Origin of the sequence: Streptomyces djakartensis (assembly GCF_014651075.1) — a bacterium.
GTDB classification, from domain to species: Bacteria; Actinomycetota; Actinomycetes; order Streptomycetales; family Streptomycetaceae; genus Streptomyces; species Streptomyces djakartensis.
The window spans coordinates 151,562-167,986 of the sequence record NZ_BMWE01000001.1; the positions used below are offsets into that span (position 1 = coordinate 151,562).

The following is a 16,425-nucleotide window of genomic DNA, read 5'->3' on the forward strand; positions in this document are numbered from 1 at the left end:
GCGCGGTCACCCGCTCGGGCGCCAGCTGCACACCCCATGTATACACACGACGTATACACCGTGTGTATGGTGCTCACATGTCCATCGGTCACACCCTTCTGGGACTCCTGGAGTCCGGGCCCCGCCATGGTTACGACCTCAAGCGGGCCTTCGACGAGAAATTCGGTCACGACCGGCCTCTGCACTACGGCCAGGTCTACTCGACGATGTCCCGGCTGCTGAAGCACGGCCTCGTCGAGATCGACGGGATCGAGGCGGGCGACGGCCCGGAGCGCAAGCGCTACGCCATCACCGACGCCGGGATCACCGACGTGGAGCGGTGGCTCGCCACGCCGGAGAAGCCGGAGCCGTACCTCCAGTCGACCCTCTACACCAAGGTCGTCCTCGCACTGCTCACCGGGCGGGACGCGGGCGACATCCTCGACACGCAGCGCTCCGAGCACCTGCGCGGCATGCGGATCCTCACCGACCGCAAGCGCAAGGGCGACCTCGCCGACCAGCTCATCTGCGACCACGCCCTGTTCCACCTCGAGGCGGACCTGCGCTGGCTCGAGCTCACCGCCGCGCGCCTCGACAGACTCCGTGAGGCGGTGTCCCGGTGAACGTTCCTCCCGGTTCCCTGCTCGCCGCCGAGAACCTCCGCAAGGCGTACGGGCCGACCACCGCGCTCGACGGCGCCGCCTTCTCGATCCACCCCGGTGAGGTCGTCGCCGTGATGGGCCCCTCCGGGTCCGGCAAGTCGACGCTGCTGCACTGCCTCGCCGGGATCGTGACACCCGACTCCGGGTCCATCACCTACGACGGGCGCGAGGTGACCTCGATGAGCGACGCCCAGCGCAGTGCGCTGCGCCGCTCGGAGTTCGGCTTCGTCTTCCAGTTCGGGCAGCTCGTGCCGGAACTCACCTGCGTGGAGAACGTGGCGCTGCCGCTGCGGCTGAACGGCACCTCCCGCAAGGAGGCCGAGCGCACCGCACTGGCCTGGATGGAACGGCTGGAGGTCGACGAGCTGCGGGGGAAGCGCCCCGGCGAGGTCTCCGGCGGCCAGGGCCAGCGGGTCGCCGTCGCCCGCGCCCTGGTGACGAACCCGCGGGTGGTGTTCGCCGACGAGCCGACCGGTGCGCTCGACTCGTTCAACGGCGAGCGCGTGATGGAGCTGCTCACGGACGCCGCCCGGTCCGCCAACACGGCCGTGGTGCTCGTCACGCACGAGGCGCGGGTGGCCGCGTACTCCGACCGCGAGATCGTCGTACGGGACGGCAAGTCGCGCGACATGGAGCGCGTCGTATGAGCGTCAGGCAGTGGAGCCGGGACCTGGCCATGGGGGCCCGGTTCGCCTTCGCCGGCGGACGCGAGGGGTGGACCAGGGCGCTGCTCACGGCCGTCGGCGTCGGACTCGGGGTGGCGCTGCTGCTGCTCACCACCGCCATCCCGAACGCGCTGGCGGAACGCGACCGGCGTGAGGAGGCGCGCAGCGACCACACCTTCAGCCAGCAGAAGATACCCAAGGCCGACGACACGCTGGTCGTCGTGGACTCGGACACCACGTACCGGGACCTGGACGTGCGCGGGCGGGTGCTGGAGGCGGAGGGCCCGCGGGCTCCGCTGCCGCCCGGCGTGTCGGCGTTCCCGGCGGCGGGCGAGATGGTCGTCTCCCCCGCGCTGAAGGAACTGCTCGACTCCGACGAGGGCAAGCTGCTGCGGGAGCGGCTGGACTACCGGATCACGGGCACCATCGGCGAGCAGGGGCTCGTCGGCTCCCACGAACTCGCGTACTTCGCGGGCGGCAAGGGGCTCATGAAACTGCTCGAGGGCTCCGCCAGCGGGGCCCGCATCGACAGCTTCGGCAACGACGACCTGGGGTCGTCCGACCGCTGGGACCCGGTGCTGCTCCTGCTGGTCCTGGTCGTCTTCGTGGTGCTGCTGATGCCGGTCGCGGTGTTCATCGCGGCGGCCGTGCGCTTCGGCGGCGAGCGGCGCGACCGGAGGCTGGCGGCGCTGCGGCTGGTCGGCTCCGACAGCCGGATGACCCGGCGGATCGCCGCCGGTGAGGCACTCGCCGGCTCCGTGCTGGGGCTCGTCCTCGGTACCGGGTTCTTCCTTCTCGGGCGTGAACTGGCGGCCTCCGTCGAGGTGTTCCGCGTCAGCGTGTTCCCGAGCTACCTGAACCCCTCGCCCGTGCTGGCCGTCCTGGTCGCGCTGGCGGTGCCGGCGGCCGCGGTCCTGGTCACGATCCTCGCCCTGCGCGGCGTGGTCATCGAGCCCCTCGGTGTGGTGCGCACGGCCAAGCCCTCGCGGCGCCGCCTGTGGTGGCGGCTGCTGCTGCCGCTGGGCGGGCTCGCGCTGCTGTACCCGATGATCGGACAGGGCGACGACGGCGGGAACTTCAACCAGTACCTCGTCGTCGGTGGCGTGATGCTCCTGCTGATCGGCGTCACGGCGCTGCTCCCCTGGATGGTGGAGAGGGTCGTGGCCCGGCTCGGCGCGGGCGGGGTCGCCTGGCAACTGGCCGTGCGCAGACTCCAGTTGAGCAGCGGCGCGGCGGCCCGGATGGTCAACGGCATCGCGGTGGCGGTGGCCGGGGCGATCGCCCTTCAGATGCTCTTCGCCGGGGTGGAGGGCGACTACACCAGGGCGTCGCAGTACGACGTCACCCGGGCGCAGATGAGCGCGGACGTTCCGGACGGCGCCGACACCGCGGCCACCGTCGGGAAGTACCGCGACACCGAGGGCGTGCGCAAGGTCACCGCGCTGTCCGATGTGCATCTCGGCGACCGGCGCGGCGAGGACGAGTCCATCATCCAGATCACGGTGGCCGACTGCGCGTCACTGCGCGAGGTGGCCACGTTCGCCTCCTGCCGCGACGGTGACGTGTTCGCGGTCAAGCGCTCGCAGTACGACGAGAGCGAGCGCCTGGCCAAGCCCGGCACAACCCTGTGGGAGCTGCCGGACGACGACTCCGGCTCCCGCGAACGCTTGATCTCGTGGACCGTGCCGCGGGACATCCGGCAGGCCCAGTCCCGCGAGGACCCCACCGGCTACGACCACGGCGGCATCCTGATCACGCCCGGCGCGCTGCCCGAGAAGCTCCGGGCGCTGACCACCACCCGGCTCTTCCTGAGCCTGGACCCCTCGGTGCCGGACGCGTACGACCATGTGCGCAACACGGCCGCACGACTGGACCCGCTGGTCGAGCCGATGACCTGGAGCAGCGTCGAGAGCAACGAACGCTACGCCACCATCCGCACCGGCCTGTCCGTCGGCGCCGCGTGTGTGCTGGCGCTGATCGGTGCGAGTCTGCTGGTCTCGCAGCTGGAGCAGTTGCGCGAACGCCGCAAGCTGCTGTCGTCGCTGGTCGCCTTCGGCACCCGGCGCCGCACCCTCGGCCTGTCGGTCCTCTGGCAGACGGCGATCCCGATCGGGCTGGGCCTGCTGCTCGCCGCGACGGTGGGCATGGCCCTGGGCGCGGTACTGCTGCGGATGACCAACACTCCGGTCCGGGTGAACTGGCCGAGTGTGCTGTCGATGACCGGCATCGGCGCCGGCGTCGTCCTGGTGGTGACGCTGCTGAGCCTGCCGCCGCTGCTGAAGCTGATGCGGCCGGACGGGCTGCGGACGGAGTAGGTCCTGCCGGGGCGGTCCTCCCGCATCCCCGTCCTGGACGTCGTCACACATCCTCGTCCAGGACCCGGACAGGCAGCGGACGCATGGCCTGGCGCAGGGCGGCCGCCAGCTCCTCGTACTCCGCTCCGCGCGCGGCCCCCGCCCGCATCGCCAGTGCGATCCGGCGGGTGGGGGCGGGGGCGGCGAAGTACCCGGTGAGGAGCCGGTCGTTGCGCGAGGTCTCCACCGTGAGTGCGGTACGGGGCAGCAGCGTGACGCCGAGGCCGCCCGCCACCAGCTGCACCAGCGTGGACAGCCCGGCGGCGGTGGTGGTCACCGGCACGTCGTCGCGGCCGGCCTCCCGGCAGATGTCGAGGGCCTGGTCGCGCAGGCAGTGCCCCTCGTCGAGGAGCAGCAGGTTCAGCTCGCGCAGCGCCTCACGCGGGATGCCCTCCCGGCCGCCCAGCCGGTGACCGAGGGGCGTGACGAGCACGAAGTCCTCGTCGAAGAGGGGCAGTTCGACAACGCCCGGCACGCCCAGCGGCACGGCGAGCAGCAGCAGGTCGAGCCGCCCGTTGGTGAGGCCGTCGAGGAGGTTCCCGGTCTGCTCCTCGTGCACCTGCAGATCGAGGTGCGGATACCGCTCGTGCACGAGCCGCAGCACCGTGGGCAGCAGATAGGGCGCCACCGTCGGGATCACCCCGAGCCGCAGCACCCCGGTGAAGGGGGCCCGGGCCGCCTCGGCCTCCTCCATGAGCGCGCCGACCTCGCCCAGCACCGCCTTGGCCCGGACGGCGATCCGCTCCCCCTCGGGCGAGAGCAGCACCTTGCGCGTCGTACGCTCGAGGAGCGTCACTCCGAGTGTCTCCTCCAGGGCCGAGACCGCGCCCGATAGGGCGGGCTGGCTCATGCCGATCGCCCCGGCCGCGTCCCGGAAATGAAGGTGCTCGGCGACCGCTGCGAAGGCACGGAGCTGGGCGAGGCTGGGTTGCCTGCGCTTATTACCGACAGTCACTAATAACTACCTCCGATCAACCCGACCGAGTGTAGCTATTTCCGTAATCAATCGAGCCTGTGCCAACATCAACACAGTCCAACCCATGGGAAACCCCCGCGATCCGGGAGTTTCTTCGCTGCAAGGAGTGTGTGTGCTCACCGTCGGTGACAAGTTCCCCGAGTTCGATCTGACCGCCTGCGTCTCGCTGGAGAAGGGCAAGGAGTTCCAGCAGATCAACCACAAGACCTACGAGGGTCAGTGGAAGGTCATCTTCGCGTGGCCCAAGGACTTCACCTTCGTGTGCCCGACCGAGATCGCCGCCTTCGGCAAGCTGAACGACGAGTTCGCCGACCGCGACGCCCAGGTCCTCGGCTTCTCCGGCGACTCCGAGTTCGTCCACCACGCCTGGCGCAAGGACCACGACGACCTGCGTGACCTGCCCTTCCCGATGATGGCCGACTCCAAGCACGAGCTGATGCGCGACCTCGGCATCGAGGGCGAGGACGGCTTCGCCAAGCGCGCGGTGTTCATCGTGGACCAGAACAACGAGATCCAGTTCTCCATGGTGACCGCGGGTTCGGTCGGCCGTAACCCGAAGGAGGTCCTCCGGGTCCTCGACGCCCTCCAGACGGACGAGCTGTGCCCCTGCAACTGGTCGAAGGGCGACGAGACCCTCGACCCGGTCGCGCTGCTCTCCGGGGAGTGATCTGACATGTCGCTCGACGCGCTGAAGTCCTCGATACCGGACTACGCCAAGGACCTGAAGCTCAACCTGGGCTCGGTCATCGGCAACTCCGACCTGCCGGCCCAGCAGCTGTGGGGCACGGTCCTGGCGACGGCGATCGCCTCCCGCTCCCCGATCGTGCTGCGCGAGCTCGAGCCGGAGGCGAAGGCGAACCTGTCGCCGGAGGCCTACACGGCCGCCAAGGCCGCCGCCGCGGTGATGGCGATGAACAACGTCTTCTACCGCACCCGGCACCTGCTGTCGGACCACGAGTACGGCAACCTGCGCGCCGGTCTGCGGATGAACGTCATCGGCAACCCGGGCGTCGACAAGGTCGACTTCGAGCTGTGGTCCTTCGCGGTCTCCGCGATCAACGGCTGCGGCATGTGCCTCGACTCCCACGAGCAGGTCCTGCGCAAGGCGGGCCTCGACCGCGAGGTCATCCAGGAGGCGTTCAAGATCGCCTCCGTGATCCAGGCGGTCGGCGTGACACTGGACGCCGAGGCGGTTCTGGCCGGGTAACTCCGGGCTTCCCGCCGCGAATCGCAGGGCCCCGTCCACCGGGCACGGTGGACGGGGCCCTGCTCGTCTGCTTCTTGTCCGACCGCGTCGGACGGCGGGTGGGTCCGCGGATCCAGCAGGCGGAGCCCCCTGAGTGCCGGGCTACTCCGACGGCGCCCCGGCCTCAGGCTCCGCACCCACCACCGTGGCCGCCCGCGGCCGCACCGCGTGCCGCGACGCCGACCCCCGCGAAAACGCCCGCAGATACCCGGCAACGGTGTTCGTCACGGCCACCAGCGGCACAGCCACCACCGCACCCCCGATCCCGGCCACCATCCCCCCGCACGCGACGGACAGCACCACCGCCAGCGGATGCACCCGCACAGCCCGCCCCAGAATGAACGGCTGCAGGATGTGCCCCTCGATCTGCTGCACCGCCAGCACCACCACCAGCGTCATGACCGCCGTGAACACCCCCTGGGTGACCAGCGCGACCACCACCGCGAGCGCCCCGGACACCACCGCACCGACCAGCGGGATGAACGCGAACAGGAAGATGAACACGGCCAGCGGAACAGCCATCGGCACATCGAGGAAGTAGATCCCGAGCCCGATGAAGATCGCGTCGATCAGCGCCACGATCACCGTGCCCCGCACATACGCCGTCAGTGTCCGCCACGCCGCCGGCCCTGCCCCGGCCACTCCGGGCCGCGCCGCCGCGGGCACCAGCCTCAGCGTCCACTGCCAGATGCGCTTGCCGTCGTAGAGCAGGAACAGCGTCGAGAACACCGCCAGCAGAATTCCCGTCAATGCCTCGACGACGACGGTCACGCCCTCCAGCCCGGCCGAGGTGATCTGTTCGGTGTTCGCCCCGACCGCCTCCCGCAGGTTCGCGGCGATCTCGTTGATCTGCTTGTCCGTGACGTGGAACGGGCTGTTCAGCAGCCAGTTCCGCAACTCGTCGATGCCGTCCTGGATCTGGCCCGAGAGGTCGTCGATGTTCTCCATGACCTGCCAGGTCACGAACCAGCCGATCAGCCCCATGACGACGAAGCCGAGGATCGCCGTCAGCGCCGTGGCCGGGCCCCGCGGCACTCCCAGCCGCCGCAGCCGCCCCACGGTCGGCTGCAGCAGCGCGGTGATGAGCAGGGCGCTCACGAACGCCAGCACCACCAGCTGGACGGCGCTGATGACCCGCATCAGCACCCACAGCGTGCCCGCGAGGACGAGCAGCCGCCACCCCGCCTCGGCCGCGACCCGTACCCCCCACGGCACGGCCAGCGCGGGATCGGGTCGTGCGGGTACGTCGGGCGCGTAGTCCGGGGGCGGCGGCACATGGTCGTCGGACCGTGTCCGGGACTCGGCTTCGTCACGCTCCCGCTCGGCCTCGGCCCGGCGCTCTTTCCACTGCTCGCTCATCTCGGCCAGTCCGGCGCCGAGCCGGCCGAGCCACCCTGGCACTCGCGACATGATCCGTCCTTTTCCCCCGTCTGTCCGCGCCACTCCCCAGGGAGTCGTCCGTCCCGACCGTACATGGCGCGAGCCCCGCACCGTTCGACGGTGCGGGGCTCGCGCGAGGATCCGGCTGCGGCTCGGGGCCGTGGGATCAGTACCAGTTGTTGGCCTGCCAGAACGACCAGGCGTCACAGGGGCTGCCGTAGCGGTCGTTCATGTAGTTCAGGCCCCACTTGATCTGGGTGGCCGGGTTGGTCTGCCAGTCGGCACCGGCGGACGACATCTTGGAACCGGGCAGCGCCTGGAACATGCCGTAGGCGCCGGAGGAGGGGTTGACCGCCTTGTAGTTCCAGTCGGACTCGTGGTCCACGATGTTGCTGAAGCACTGGAACTGGCCCGCGGGCACCATCTGCCGCGCCATCGCCTGGATCTGGGCGATCGTGTAGGAGGTCGCGACGGGGAAGTCGGCGGCGCTCTTGGAGCGGCTGGCGGCGGCTTCCTTGGCCTCCGCGCGCTCCTTGGCTTCCTTCGCCGCCTTCTCGGCCGCCTCCTTGGCGGCCTCCTTCTTGGCGATGGCCGTCTCGGCGGCGGCCTTGCGGGCTGCCTCCTCGGCGTCCTTCTTCGCGCTCGCGTCCGCGGCGATGGCCTGTACGTCGGCCTGCTGCGTCAGGGACGCGGTCTGCACCTGGGCCTGCTGGCCCGCGGGGATGTCCGCGAGCAGCGTGGCGCCGCTTGCCGTCGCTTCGGCGTCGTTGTTCTGCGCGGTGCTGCCCGAGGCAACGCCGACGACGCTTCCGACAGCGGTGACCGCCGTGGCCGAGGCCACTGCGAATCCCCGGACCGAGATCCGGCTCACACGGTTTCCTTCCAGCATCGCCCGCTTCGGTGACCCTCGCGGACGCAATCGTGCCCCTGGCACTGGCCTCCCCAACTGCGGGGTCACGGGAGGCGCGGGCCCGGTGGGCAACTCCCCCGAGGGGAGCGCCGCGTGGTGCTCGGGCGGCATACGACATCGCTATGCAGTTGGAGCTGTGCTGTTTGTGGTGCCGTACCGCTGGGGGTACAGGTGTGTCGTATGCGGGGCCTGACAGGAGAGAGACTCTGCCGTAACACGACGGGGCAAGGCAATTCCAAGTCGCGTGTGAAAGCTCACAACCCGTTTGACGCAGGAAATTCCACGGAACGACCACACGCGAAGGCGCCGCCCGGCTAGGCTCTTCGCCTTTCCGAACGGCGCCAACTAGTGCGTAACCACCCCTATTCCGGGGTGGTGCGGTCAGATCTGACCGTCTTCGAGCATTTCGGTCACAAGGGCGGCGATCTGGGACCTCTCGGACCGGTTCAGGGTCACGTGCGCGAAGAGCGGATGCCCCTTCAGCTTCTCCACGACCGCGACGACCCCGTCGTACCGGCCGACCCTGAGGTTGTCCCGCTGGGCCACGTCATGGGTGAGAACCACCCGTGAATTGGCCCCGATCCGGGACAGAACGGTGAGAAGTACGTTTCTCTCCAGCGACTGCGCCTCGTCGACGATGACGAACGCGTCGTGCAGCGAGCGGCCACGGATGTGGGTGAGCGGCAGGACCTCCAGCATCCCGCGCGCGGTGACCTCCTCGATGACCTCCCGGCTGGTGACCGCCGACAGCGTGTCGAACACGGCCTGCGCCCAGGGGCTCATCTTCTCCGCCTCGGTACCGGGCAGATAGCCGAGCTCCTGCCCGCCCACCGCGTACAGCGGACGGAACACCATCACCTTCTGGTGCTGACGGCGCTCCAGCACCGCCTCCAGGCCCGCGCACAGCGCCAGCGCCGACTTGCCGGTGCCGGCCCGGCCGCCCATCGACACGATCCCGACGTCCGGGTCGAGCAGCAGGTCGAGCGCGATCCGCTGCTCGGCGCTGCGGCCCTTGATGCCGAACACCTCGCGATCCCCGCGCACGACACGGATGCCACCCTCGGGCGTGACCCGGCCGAGCGCCTTGCCGCGCTCCGACTGGATCGTCAGGCCCGTGTGCACCGGCAGGTCGGCGGCCTCCGGGACGTGGACGTGCCCTTCCTCGAAGAGGATGTCCACCTGCTCGCCCGGCAGGGTCAGTTCGGACATTCCGGTCCAGCCGGAGGAGTCCGTGATGGCGAGCTCCGCGCGGTACTCCTCGGCGAGGAGCCCGACGGAGGACGCCTTGATCCTGAGCGGGAGGTCCTTCGACACCACGGTGACGTCGAACCCCTCGGCCTGCAGGTTGCGGGCGACCGCGAGGATGCGGGAGTCGTTGTCCCCCAGGCGGTAGCCGCTGGGCAGCACGCCGGGGTCCGAGTGGTTGAGCTCGACACGGACGGTCCCGCCGAGGTCCCCCGTGGGAATGGGGGCGTCGAGGCGGCCGTACCGCACCCGGAGGTCGTCGAGCAGGCGCAGGGCCTGCCGGGCGAAGTAGCCGAGTTCGGGATGGTGCCGCTTGGCCTCCAGTTCCGTCACCACGACGATGGGGAGCACGACCTCGTGCTCGTCGAAGCGGCTCAGGGCGCTGGGGTCGGCCAGCAGGACGCTGGTGTCGAGGACATAGGTGCGCCGGTCTGGCTTGTGGCGCTTTGCACTGGTCACCACGGAAGGACGTACCCCCTCGGATGAGGTCGGGGAGCGACGGAGCGGAGCTGGACCGGTTCCTGGCCGCGCTGCACGGGCCGAGAACCGGCCCTCCGCCTTTTCGTCCGTGCTGTGACCGCACGATCGGGCTGGTGCAAAGGGCCTCCCGGGCGGACGGCCCCGTGCCGTCCGCTGAGATCCGACACCCGGGGTTCGGGCGTCGACCTGACTGGGTTATGCCCTCGAACGAGCGTCGCCATGCCACGGCATATGACGGCGAGCCGGTGAACTCCGCGTTACTTCGGCCTCAAGCGGGGTACCGGTAGGCGCTGCGACGTGCGGCGACCGCGGTGCCCGGCCGCGCGGGTGACTTGTTGAAAGGAACACGTGCCGGAGTACGCCGGGCGCGCGATTCAGCCGCCGAAGCGCCGGTGGCGGGCGGCGTAGTCGCGCATGGCACGCAGGAAATCGACCTTGCGGAAGGCGGGCCAGAAGACGTCGCAGAAGTAGTACTCCGAGTGCGCGGTCTGCCAGAGCATGAATCCCGACAGCCGCTGCTCTCCGCTGGTGCGGATCACCAGGTCGGGGTCGGGCTGGTCACTCGTGTAGAGGTGACGTCCGATCATGTCGGTGTCGACGGCCTCGACGAGCTCCTCCATCGGGGTGCCCTTGCCCTGGGCCTCGAGCAGCATGGAGCGCACGGCGTCCGCGATCTCCTGGCGGCCTCCGTAGCCGATGGCGACGTTGACCAGTATCCCGTCGACGTGCGCGGTGGTCTCCTCGGCCTCCTTCAGCACCGTCTGCATCCCGGAGGGCAGCAGGTCCGGCGTGCCCACGTGGTGCACACGCCAGCGGCCGTCGGCGGCCAGGGTGCGCACGACGTCCTCGATGATGCCGAGCAGGGGGACGAGCTCCTCCTGCGGACGGTCGAAGTTGTCCGTGGAGAGCAACCAGAGGGTGACGACCTCGACGTCGGTCTCGGCGCACCAGCCGAGGAACTCCTCGATCTTCCCGGCGCCGGCCCTGTGGCCGTCGACGGTGCTGGAACCGGCGGCCTTCGCCCAGCGCCGGTTGCCGTCCATGATGACGCCGATGTGCTTGGGCACCTGAGCGTGGTCCAGGTGGCCTTCCACCCGGCGCGCGTACAGCCTGACCAGCAGGCCGCGCAGCTTGTCGCGCAGGTTCACGTGATCGTCAGCCCCTCCGTACGGATCGGACAGGCCGCGGTGTGCGGCCCGGTCGTGGCCGCCGGCGGTCCCTGCCCGTATGGCGGTCCCCGGAGGCGAAGCCTACCCCTGCTGCCGCCGCGGGCCGCCAACGGGTACGGAACGAATGGTTCCGGCCGTGCCACGGTGCGCCCCCGACGCACAAGGAAAACGGGCCGGTCCGTGGGGGGGAGACGGACCGGCCCGAGGGGGGGTTCCCACCATAACCCTTCGTGAGTGATGCTGCGTGCATCGGCGTGCCACAACTACTCTCCGGAGCCGCCCGGCGACGCGGCGGTGTTCGCGGAATCCGGCCTTCACGGCTGCCACCTGGCCGGAATGCGCCCCCGCACGCAGGGCATTCACGGGCAAGTGGCTGAAAGCCGGGAGGTTTCGCCGCCCCTCGAACCCCGCCCGGGAAGGCGTTGCCGCCGCACCCCCCGACGGGTGACCCGCCCGCCCGCGCCCGCTTGACCCCGCGGCCGCCCCGGCGAGGAGGTCCTGGCACCGCGCAGCCCCCTCCACTGCGCGGTACCGCCCGCGCTGCTTTGCTCACGCGAATTACCGCGGTCGAATTTACGCGAGTAGACAGGCCGGAGGCGAGCCGTCGCCGATAACGATGTGAAAACTCTCGTCGGGAGATGCGCAAGTGGGGTGAGCAAGACGAGTGACTACGGGGTCCCGGGGTCCCTCACACGGCCCGAGGTGTCATGTCGTGCGCTCGTGCGGTCGTGCGGGTGGTGCTGCTGGTGCGGCAACCAGCCCGGCTTGCGTGCCTCGAAGAGCTGCCGGGCGCTGTGGGCGATGAACGGCCCCTCACGCTCGATCCGCTCGTGCAGCGCGCGGAGGTGCGGTTCGTATGCCTCGACGGTGAAGCCGGGCACCATCCACACCACCTTCCGCAGGAAGTGCACGACCGCGCCGATGTCGTGGAACTCCATGCGCAGTCGCTCCGCCCGCAGATCCACGACGTCCAGTCCGGCCGCCTCGGCGTCGGCCCGCTCACGGTCGGGATGCCGGGCGCCGCGCACGTCCTCGGGCTGGGGACCGAGGAACCGCTCGACGAGCTCGAAGACGCTGCCCGGCCCCACGTGCTGCGCGAAGTACGTGCCCCCCGGCTGGAGGACCCGGGCGATCTCGTCCCAGTTCGGGCGGACCGGATGCCGGCTGACGACCAGGTCGAACGTGCCGTCCGCGAAGGGCAGCGGAGCGTCCTCCGGCACGGCGACGACCGCGACTCCGCGTGGCCGGAGCAGGGCGGTCGCCTTGGCGACGTTCGGCGGCCACCCCTCGGTCGCGACGCTGAGCAACGGCTGCGCCGCGGCCTTGCCGAGCGCGAAGTCCAGCACCTCACCGCCGCCGGTCTGCACATCGAGCACGGCACCGGCCCGCCCCAGCCGCTCGGACATCGACACGGCATACCCCCAGGAGGGCCGCGCCTCGGTGGCCCGCCCCTCGAACCAGGAGAAGTCCCAGCCCTCCGTGGGGGCGGAGGCGGCTTCCGCGACGAGGGTTTCGAAGGTGGGGGGCTTCATCTGCGGGTCTGTCAGCGAGTCTGCCACGGGGCCGATGGTTGCATCGGCGTCGGTGGAGCTGCTCGGTATTTATCCGTCGAGGGAGTTACGCGAGGACGCTGGCACTGGGCACTGGGCACTGGGCACTGGGCACTGGGCACTGATACCGATACTCGGGTCACGAAGCAGCAGACGGCTTGATCGGAAGTGTGAGCGGATGGGGCGACGGTGGCCAGACGGGCGCGGGGAGTTGGTTGTGCACGGCGGCGGTCGAGGATCCTCCGTCGTCGTGCCGTTGGAGATCGCCACCTCGTACCGGGCCCGGACGCGAGGGCTGTTGGGCCGTGACTCCGTCGACGGGGCCATGCTGCTCTCCCCTGCCGGCAGCGTGCACACCTTCCGTATGCGCATGCCGATCGATGTGGCCTATCTCGACCGGCACCTTCGTGTCATCGCCGTGCGCACCATGCCGCCGGGGCGGCTCGGGATGCCTCGGGTGCGCGCCCGGCACGTGGTGGAGGCGATGGCCGGGGCGATGAGCGAGTGGGGGGTGCGGAAGGGGGTGTGTGTGGAGGTCGTCGTGGGCGGTGGCTGAAAGCCCTCCGCCGGATACCGGCGGAGGGCTCCCAGGGCGCTCAGCTTCCTGCCGCCTGGTCCTGGGGGTACCAGCGCAGTTCGACCGTGTTGCCGTCCGGGTCCCTGACGTAGACGGACTGGGCCGTGCCACGCGCCCCCCAGCGCGGGACGGGCCCCTCAAGGACGTCGAAGACACCGGAGCCGATGACTTCCTGCCAGTCGAGCGGGTCGACGACCAGGCAGATGTGGTCGACGTTGGACTCGCCCCGCGGGCGGCGGAACAGGTCGATGACAGTGCTCTCGTCGATACGCACGGACGGGAAGGGCACCTCGCCCGCCCGCCACTCCTCGACCCGTTCGGGCGCCAGGCCGAGCGGGCCGGTGTAGAACTCCAGCGCCTTGTCCACGTCACTCACGTTGAGCACGAGGTGGTCGAAGGCTTTGACTCTCACGCCAGTTCTCCCTACATCCCGATCGGGTTGAGGTAGGTGGCCGGGTGGGTGGCGCCGTCCTGCTTGAGGATCTGGCCGCCGAACGGCCACTTCAGGGTGAAGTGCTCCGTCTCGTTCGGCGGGGTGACCAGGAACTTCGCCGGAACGAACTTCTCCTTCTGCGGCGTGGACCCGGCCACCGGGAGCAGGTTGATGCTGAAGTCCACCGTGTCCCCCGGCTTCAGGGTCATCTTGACGGGCTTCTTGGAGGAGCGGGCCAGCGACCAGGTGCCGTCGGTCTCCTGAGCACCGACCATGTCGACACCGGCGAAGCCGGACAGGGTGCAGGTGCGCTTGCTCTGGTTCGTGAACCAGATGAACGCCTGAGTCTGCTTGTCGGCCTGCTCCATCTCCGGCTTCGCGTCATCCCCCATGGCGAAGCCGGCCTTCAGGTCGGCGGTGTGGCAGCGGGCCGGCTCGGGAGCGGCGGGAGCGGCCGAGGCCGGGACGGCGGCAGCGGCGGTTCCTGCGACGACGACGGCGGCAAGGGCCACGGCGGTCAGCTTGCTCTTCATAACGTTTCGTTCCCCCTCGGATACGAATCGGCACGCGAGGTCGGCGCGCGCCTGCGCACCTGAAGATGCGCCCTGCCCGGGGGAGGTTCCATGCTCCGTGACAGGCTCCGAGAGCCTGTGACCACTATTGGTGCCCCTGTCTCATTCGGTACCGGCAAAGGCCCAGGTGGCGAGGGCGGGCCTGCGCCAGCCCTGAGACGAAAATGACAATTTCCGGATGCTCTCGCTTGTCCACAGCTCCGGCCACTCTGTCCGTGCCGGGTGGAAGTGTGGGGCGTATGCGGGATTCGGGAAGGTTGCAGGAGATCGCCCGGGACGGGTTGTTGGTGCCGGCATGGGCGGTGGACGCGGGATGGTCTCGGGCCTCGGTCTTCCGGGCGCTGAAGACGGAGGGTTGGGCTCGCCTCGGTGGAGGCGTGTGGGCCCAGCCCGGTGCTCCACCCGACTTCGCCATACGGCTTCGGGCGGTTCAGCTGCTCACCCCGGAGCTTGTGGCCAGCCATCGGGCGGCTGCCTGGGCCTGGGGGATCGAGTTGTTGGCGGTCGAGGCAGAGTTCACCGATCTGGGCGGGTGGCGTCGGCGTTCAGGGCTGCGGGTGCATCGCGGTGTGCTCGGCGCCGGGGAGGTCGTCGAGATGCGGGGACACGGCGGTCTGCGGGCCACCACCGTCGACCGCACCCTCGCCGACCTGCTGGTCTCCGGCCCACGGGACGAGGCCCTGGTCGCCGTCGAGTCCGCGCTCACGTATCGCACCGTGACGGTCGGCGGTGGCGGCGGTGGCCGACGCGTTCGGCGGGCACCGCTCACCCGCGTCGGCGCCCTCGCCTCAGCTCTCGACGGGCGGCCACACGGTGGCGTCCGAGGCCGTGCCTGGCTCACCCTCGCCGACCCCGCGTCCGGCTCACCGGCGGAGACGGTCGCGCGGCTGCGCATGTACGACGCCGGTCTCCGTCCGGAGACACAGGCCGAGTTGGTCGGGGCGGGTGGGCGCGGGCTTCGCTGTGACTTTCTGTTCCGGGCGGAGGGTGTCGCCGTCGAGATCGAGGGCTACGCGTACCACGGGCGGCGCGAGGACCACCGTCGCGACGTCGGCCGCTTCAACGACCTCCAGCAATGCGCCGAGGTACGGATCGTTCTGCGGTTCACGGCGGAGGAGGTGTTCCACTCCCCCGCGACGATGATCGCCACGATCCGGCGGGCGCTGGGGGTGAGTGGCCGGCAGGCAGGATGAGGGCGGGGAGGGCGCTTGCCCGCCCTTGCGTCTCCGGTCACTCGGGGGCGTGCGGTTCGCCCGCGCGTGCGTACGTGCGAGCGCCGTGCCTGGGCAACACCGCCCGCATCCGGGTGCCGCCGCCTGGTTCGCGGGCGTCGCCGATTCCCCAGTCGCCGCCGCACGCCCTGACCACGCACGCGAGAACGGGCGGGGCCGCGCGGCGGCGGGTGTCGCAGGCGGCCGCCAGACGCGGGTTCGTGTGGCGCTGGTGGCCGTCGCCGTTCCAGCTGTCCTTGTTGGAACCGACTGGGTCGCTGACGATGTCCATCGTGCTGGCCAGGAGGCTCTTGGTCGGCGCGACGAAGAAGCCCCGGACCTGGTCCGTGAACGTCCTGTCGTGGCGTTCCTGGTCGTGTACGTCGCCCCCAGAGGGGCTTGTCGTCGAAGGGGTCCGGAGCGAGCGGCACCGTGTCGTTCGGGCCGGCGCCCTCGTAGGTGATGATCTGCGCTGACGCGGGGATGTCGCTGCCGCCCGTGTCACCAACGCCCGTGCCTGTGCTCGTGCCGTCGCCGGACTCCGTACCGTCGCCGGGTTCCGCGCCGTCCTGGGTGCCTGCCTCACGCGATCGGGCCCGGCGCAGCAGCACGATGACGGCCACCGGCAGCGCCGCTTGCGTGATCACCCACAGATCACCGTGCATCACAGTGCCGAACGACAGCCACACGATCCACGCCTGCACGGCGGTCAGTGCACGGCTCGTCCACACCCCGCCCCGCCACAGGCGCCGGGCCAAGTAGACCCCCGCCACGCTGGGCAGCGCGTCGTACACCAGGATCCCGAAGATCTCCCCGGATTAGTACGACACCACCGACAGCACGGTGACCACGTACAGCGCCGTCAGTGCGAACTGCACCCACAGCAGTACCTGCGCCCCGACCAGTTCCCTGGGCAGCGGCAAACGTTGGCCCGAGGATGGGAGGTTCTGCGCGGCCCACGTCCCGCTCGGGGGTATCGGGCTACCGGCACCAGACATCCATGACCTCAGCTCGTT

At 70.2% G+C, this 16,425-nt stretch carries 16 protein-coding genes; 7 read left to right on the forward strand and 9 right to left on the reverse strand.

Features of this window, described 5'->3' with window-relative positions:
* The first annotated feature begins 77 nt into the window (after window positions 1-77).
* From IE212_RS00695 to IE212_RS00705, 3 genes are read left to right on the forward strand one after another with little or no spacing between them, the layout of a single operon-like run.
* Entirely contained in the window at window positions 78-602 is a 525-nt protein-coding gene (locus IE212_RS00695; RefSeq protein WP_190195676.1) for a PadR family transcriptional regulator, read from the forward strand.
* Complete coding sequence (locus IE212_RS00700) at window positions 599-1,288, forward strand: ABC transporter ATP-binding protein (RefSeq protein ID WP_190195677.1); 690 nt, start codon at window positions 599-601, stop codon at window positions 1,286-1,288. Before IE212_RS00695 ends, IE212_RS00700 begins: the two co-directional genes overlap by 4 nt.
* Window positions 1,285-3,621 carry an ABC transporter permease gene (locus IE212_RS00705; protein ID WP_190195678.1) on the forward strand — a complete coding sequence of 779 codons (2,337 nt, stop codon included), beginning with the start codon at window positions 1,285-1,287 and terminating at the stop codon, window positions 3,619-3,621. The genes IE212_RS00700 and IE212_RS00705 overlap by 4 nt, the downstream gene beginning before the upstream one ends.
* 43 nt (window positions 3,622-3,664) lie before the next feature.
* Here IE212_RS00705 and IE212_RS00710 read toward each other — a convergent pair whose 3' ends face one another.
* On the reverse strand, window positions 3,665-4,615 hold the full coding sequence (locus IE212_RS00710) for a LysR substrate-binding domain-containing protein (RefSeq protein WP_190195679.1): 951 nt from the start codon (window positions 4,613-4,615) through the stop codon (window positions 3,665-3,667).
* A 133-nt stretch (window positions 4,616-4,748) separates the two neighbouring features.
* Here IE212_RS00710 and IE212_RS00715 point away from each other — a divergent pair, with 133 nt between their 5' ends.
* Complete coding sequence (locus tag IE212_RS00715) at window positions 4,749-5,303, forward strand: peroxiredoxin (protein ID WP_190195680.1); 555 nt, start codon at window positions 4,749-4,751, stop codon at window positions 5,301-5,303.
* A gap of 6 nt (window positions 5,304-5,309) precedes the next feature.
* Complete coding sequence (locus tag IE212_RS00720; RefSeq protein ID WP_190195681.1) at window positions 5,310-5,843, forward strand: alkyl hydroperoxide reductase; 534 nt, start codon at window positions 5,310-5,312, stop codon at window positions 5,841-5,843.
* A gap of 141 nt (window positions 5,844-5,984) precedes the next feature.
* On the opposite strand, the gene IE212_RS00725 is transcribed toward IE212_RS00720, so the two are convergent.
* From IE212_RS00725 to IE212_RS00745, 5 genes are all read right to left on the reverse strand, one after another.
* On the reverse strand, window positions 5,985-7,292 hold the full coding sequence (locus IE212_RS00725; RefSeq protein WP_190195682.1) for an AI-2E family transporter: 1,308 nt from the start codon (window positions 7,290-7,292) through the stop codon (window positions 5,985-5,987).
* A gap of 136 nt (window positions 7,293-7,428) precedes the next feature.
* Window positions 7,429-8,133: an aggregation-promoting factor C-terminal-like domain-containing protein gene (locus tag IE212_RS00730; RefSeq protein WP_190195683.1), complete on the reverse strand. Its 705-nt coding sequence runs from the start codon at window positions 8,131-8,133 to the stop codon at window positions 7,429-7,431.
* Between the two features lie 420 nt (window positions 8,134-8,553).
* Entirely contained in the window at window positions 8,554-9,879 is a 1,326-nt protein-coding gene (phoH2, locus tag IE212_RS00735) for an RNA 5'-3' helicase PhoH2 (protein WP_190195684.1), read from the reverse strand.
* Between the two features lie 392 nt (window positions 9,880-10,271).
* Window positions 10,272-11,045, reverse strand: a complete 774-nt coding sequence (locus tag IE212_RS00740; protein WP_190195685.1) for an isoprenyl transferase — start codon at window positions 11,043-11,045, stop codon at window positions 10,272-10,274.
* A 689-nt stretch (window positions 11,046-11,734) separates the two neighbouring features.
* Complete coding sequence (locus IE212_RS00745) at window positions 11,735-12,598, reverse strand: class I SAM-dependent methyltransferase (protein WP_190196139.1); 864 nt, start codon at window positions 12,596-12,598, stop codon at window positions 11,735-11,737.
* A 196-nt stretch (window positions 12,599-12,794) separates the two neighbouring features.
* On the opposite strand from IE212_RS00745, the gene IE212_RS00750 reads away from it, so the two are divergent.
* The gene (locus IE212_RS00750; RefSeq protein WP_190195686.1) at window positions 12,795-13,172 is read left to right on the forward strand and encodes a DUF192 domain-containing protein; all 378 of its coding nucleotides are present in this window, start codon (window positions 12,795-12,797) and stop codon (window positions 13,170-13,172) included.
* Window positions 13,173-13,212: 40 nt separating this feature from the next.
* Here the strand turns inward: IE212_RS00750 and IE212_RS00755 are convergent, their stop codons facing one another.
* Both IE212_RS00755 and IE212_RS00760 read right to left on the reverse strand, forming a co-directional pair.
* Entirely contained in the window at window positions 13,213-13,605 is a 393-nt protein-coding gene (locus IE212_RS00755; RefSeq protein WP_190195687.1) for a VOC family protein, read from the reverse strand.
* 11 nt (window positions 13,606-13,616) lie between these two features.
* On the reverse strand, window positions 13,617-14,159 hold the full coding sequence (locus tag IE212_RS00760; protein ID WP_190195688.1) for a DUF4232 domain-containing protein: 543 nt from the start codon (window positions 14,157-14,159) through the stop codon (window positions 13,617-13,619).
* A gap of 536 nt (window positions 14,160-14,695) precedes the next feature.
* Between IE212_RS00760 and IE212_RS00765 the strand changes: the two genes are divergently transcribed.
* On the forward strand, window positions 14,696-15,391 hold the full coding sequence (locus IE212_RS00765) for a putative endonuclease domain-containing protein (protein WP_229863962.1): 696 nt from the start codon (window positions 14,696-14,698) through the stop codon (window positions 15,389-15,391).
* 37 nt (window positions 15,392-15,428) lie between these two features.
* Here the strand turns inward: IE212_RS00765 and IE212_RS00770 are convergent, their stop codons facing one another.
* Window positions 15,429-15,701, reverse strand: a complete 273-nt coding sequence (locus IE212_RS00770; protein WP_373301305.1) for a hypothetical protein — start codon at window positions 15,699-15,701, stop codon at window positions 15,429-15,431.
* Between the last annotated feature and the right edge of the window lie 724 nt (window positions 15,702-16,425).

Bases quoted from the DNA above. Each gene is read 5' to 3' on its own strand.
- IE212_RS00695 (WP_190195676.1), top strand. From the start codon at position 78: ATGTCCATCGGTCACACCCTTCTGGGACTCCTGGAGTCCGGGCCCCGC.
- IE212_RS00705 (WP_190195678.1), top strand. From the start codon at position 1,285: ATGAGCGTCAGGCAGTGGAGCCGGGACCTGGCCATGGGGGCCCGGTTC.
- IE212_RS00720 (WP_190195681.1), top strand. From the start codon at position 5,310: ATGTCGCTCGACGCGCTGAAGTCCTCGATACCGGACTACGCCAAGGAC.
- IE212_RS00725 (WP_190195682.1), bottom strand. From the start codon at position 7,292: ATGTCGCGAGTGCCAGGGTGGCTCGGCCGGCTCGGCGCCGGACTGGCC.
- IE212_RS00745 (WP_190196139.1), bottom strand. From the start codon at position 12,598: ATGAAGCCCCCCACCTTCGAAACCCTCGTCGCGGAAGCCGCCTCCGCC.
- IE212_RS00750 (WP_190195686.1), top strand. From the start codon at position 12,795: ATGGGGCGACGGTGGCCAGACGGGCGCGGGGAGTTGGTTGTGCACGGC.
- IE212_RS00760 (WP_190195688.1), bottom strand. From the start codon at position 14,159: ATGAAGAGCAAGCTGACCGCCGTGGCCCTTGCCGCCGTCGTCGTCGCA.
- IE212_RS00770 (WP_373301305.1), bottom strand. From the start codon at position 15,701: ATGGACATCGTCAGCGACCCAGTCGGTTCCAACAAGGACAGCTGGAAC.